Here is a 3,214-nt window from a genome sequence, read left to right on the forward strand (position 1 = left end):
GAATGATGTCGATGACGACGATGATGATGATGACCGCGATGACGACTAAGTGAACTCGATAACGGGCAATATAGATCGTAAAGACGAAGAACCTCCTTCCTGTTCATAACAGGGGGAGGTTCTTCTTGCCGAGGACGGCCTGATCTCACTTGCCGCGCTCGCTCAGCTCGCGAATCATCGCCTTCAGCTCGCCGACCTCGGCGCGCAGCGCCTTCAACTCGCTGCCCTGATCGGGGGTCTCTGGCTTGCCCTCTTCATTGGCCCGGTCGAGGTTGGTGACGATGACGCCGATGATCAGATTCATGACGATAAAGGAGCCGAGCAGGACGAATAGCGTAAAATAAATCCACGCCCACGGCGCGCTGTCGAGCATCGGACGCATCATGCCGCTCGCCCAGGAGTCGAGCGTCAGCATCTGCATCAAGGTCAGTAGCGTATGATGCAGTGTCCCGAAGTATTGCGGCGACACTTCGCCGAATAGCATCGTCCCCGTGACGGCAAAAATATAAAAGAGAATCGAGAGCAAAAAAGCAATGTGAGCCAGCGAAGGCAACGTCAGCAGCAATGCAGTGACGATCCGTCGCAGTGCAGGCAAAATCGAGATCGCCCGCAGCACCCGCAATACGCGGAGTACGCGCAGGACAGTAATAAACGAGCTGCCGACAAACAGATGGCCGCTGGCGACGATGACGAAATCAAACACATTCCAGCCGTCCTTAAAAAAGGAAAGCGTCGGCCGACTCGCGACCAAGCGCAGGGCGATCTCCAGCGTAAACGCCCAGAGCAGCAGACGATCTGTCCATTGTATCCATGGGAAATACGTATCATAAACGTAAGGGTAGGTTTCCAGGCCGACGAGAATCGCATTGATCAAAATGAGAGTCATCACCACTTGCGTGAATCTCGGGTGCCCGACCAAAGCTTGTACCTTCAACTTGCGCAATTCCTCCTCCGATTCGTTCTCATCTGACGCCACCCCAAATCGTACCATAATCGGCGCATCCTGAGAAGCGGGAATGTCAGATTTGAACACGCATGAAAATGCAGATATAATGAAAGAAAACAGTCGCTATTAGTGTCAACGTAATAGTAGAGGGAGCGCTATGTTGAACAACCAAAACGAATTGCTGACCATTGGAATGAATTTTTTGCTTACTAACAGCCGGACTTTTTTTATCCCGATCAGCCGGCTTAGCGGTGAGCTGCAGGAGGCGGTCGCCTCGGCGTATCTGTGCATGCGGGCGATCGACGAGATCGAGGACCATCCCGATATGCCTCGCGACGCCAAGGCCCATCTGCTGAGAGAGGTAAGCCGCTGGCTAAACTCCGACGAGCCGGAGGAGGCGCTCGATCGGGTGTTCGCTCCATACAGCGAGCCACTGCCCGAGGTGACGCTCCGATTGAAGGACTGGGTGCGGCTGTGTCCTGTGTCGGCCGCATCGCTCGTGAAGAAGAGTACCGCAGTGATGGCTGCAGGCATGGCGGACTGGGTGGACAAGGACTGGAACGTCCAGACGCTCGAGGACCTCGACCATTACACCTATTGCGTCGCCGGGGCGGTAGGCGAGCTGCTGTCGGATCTGTGGCGCTGGCATGACGGCACCGAGACCGATCGGGAGAAGGCGGTCGCCTTTGGCAGAGGGCTGCAAGCCGTCAACATCTTGCGCAATTACGGGGAAGATGAGGAGCGCGGCGTCAGCTTCTTCCCGGATGATTGGGATCAGGAGCGGATGTTCGCCTATGCCAGGCTCAATCTCGAGGGAGCCGATGCTTATGTCGAGACGCTCCAGCCGGGGCAGATCCTGGAGTTCTGCACGATCCCGCTCGCCCTTGCGCACGGTACGCTGGAGGCGCTCAGCAGCGGCGACGGCAAGCTCTCGCGGGAGCGCGTCATGAGCATCGTCAGCCGGGTGACCGAGCAAGGTATCCAGTAAGGGCAGAGAGGCAACATTGGCAGTGGTCTGACGACAACGGATCGCCCAGCTGTAGTTATCCAGTAGAGCGAACTCTAGTTTCCAATCAGCAAAGGGCAGCACCGGCGTCAGGATGACGCTGAGGCTGCCCTCTTTGCTATATCGTGCGGTCAGCGCGCGAAGCTTATCGCGTCGAGGAATAGAGAACCTGGAGCACGCCGCGCCAGCCGTGCAGCTCCGTTTCGAGCCGCTCGGTCAGCCGCTCCAGGTCGCTGCGTAGCCGCGCATGATCCGCATCGGACAGCTGGGCGGACTCTGGCATCGTCTGTTCTGTCGGCGCGGCTGCCGCCTCGAGGATCGCCAGCAGCTGCTCGACCTGCATGAGCAGCGGCGCAGCGACATCGGAGGCAGAGAGATTCGCTGCGCTCGGCTGGGCTGAGGCTGGCGACTCTGTTGCCAGAGCGTCGGCGGGCCGGATGTCCGGGAACTTAACAGTTTCGACTGGCGCAGCAGCCACGGCCTGGTTCGGGTCGACAGGCGATTCAACCCTACCGTGCGGTGTGGAGGAAGCGATCTGCGCAGTATCCTCGGCCTGCGCTGCCGGAGGAGCTTCTTTGGCTTTGGACTTGGCCTTCGGCTCCGCAGGCTTGGCGCGTTCGGCGCGGTTTTGCTCGTAGACCGACCACGTTTCGTACAGCTCGCGTCCCGACTTGTACAGCAGCTTGTCCTTGGTGGAGGCGGAGATGTCCTTGGATTTGAACAGGCGGGCGATCTTTTTGACATCGCTCACCGGCATCTCGTCGCGCGCCATGATGAGGGCGAGCGGATCGCGATGCTCCAGCGGCAGATCTTTGAGCGGCAGCAGTTGGTCCTCCGTCAGCTTGTCCTTGCGGATGGCCGTGCCGCTGACGACAAGCTTTTTCACCGCTTGGCCGAATTTCAGCAGCTCCAGCTTGTTTTTGATATAGGACTCCGGCTTGCCCAGCTTGCTCGAGAGATACTTGATGGAGCTGCTGAAGCGCGGATCGTTCATCAGCTTGTGGAACGCCTCCGCTTCCTCGATCGGCGTGAAGCCCTCGCGGGTCAGATTCTCGGCGATCTGCTCCAGATATATCTCTTGCTCGCTGGCCGCTTCGGAGATGATGCACGGGATGCTCGGCAGCCCTAGCGCCAGGCAGGCCTTGTAGCGGCGATTGCCGTAGATGATTTTATAGCGGTCCTTGCCCGATGCGCGTACTTTGATCGGCGAGAGCAGCCCCAGCTCCTCGATGCTTTTCATGAGCTCCTGGAGCGCCTCCTCG

General features: G+C 58.6%; 3 protein-coding genes. 1 reads left to right on the forward strand and 2 read right to left on the reverse strand.

What is annotated here, in order from left to right; all coding sequences use genetic code 11:
• Positions 1-145: 145 nt before the first annotated feature.
• Complete coding sequence (locus tag PA598K_RS35005) at positions 146-991, reverse strand: ion transporter (protein ID WP_185602432.1); 846 nt, start codon at positions 989-991, stop codon at positions 146-148.
• 112 nt (positions 992-1,103) lie between these two features.
• Here PA598K_RS35005 and PA598K_RS35010 point away from each other — a divergent pair, with 112 nt between their 5' ends.
• Complete coding sequence (locus tag PA598K_RS35010; protein WP_185602433.1) at positions 1,104-1,934, forward strand: squalene/phytoene synthase family protein; 831 nt, start codon at positions 1,104-1,106, stop codon at positions 1,932-1,934.
• Positions 1,935-2,097: 163 nt separating this feature from the next.
• Here PA598K_RS35010 and PA598K_RS35015 read toward each other — a convergent pair.
• Positions 2,098-3,214: ParB/RepB/Spo0J family partition protein (locus tag PA598K_RS35015; protein ID WP_128661295.1), on the reverse strand; the 1,117-nt coding region annotated here is incomplete at its 5' end.

This window comes from Paenibacillus sp. 598K, from assembly GCF_003851045.1.
Classification (GTDB): domain Bacteria; phylum Bacillota; class Bacilli; order Paenibacillales; family Paenibacillaceae; genus Paenibacillus_D.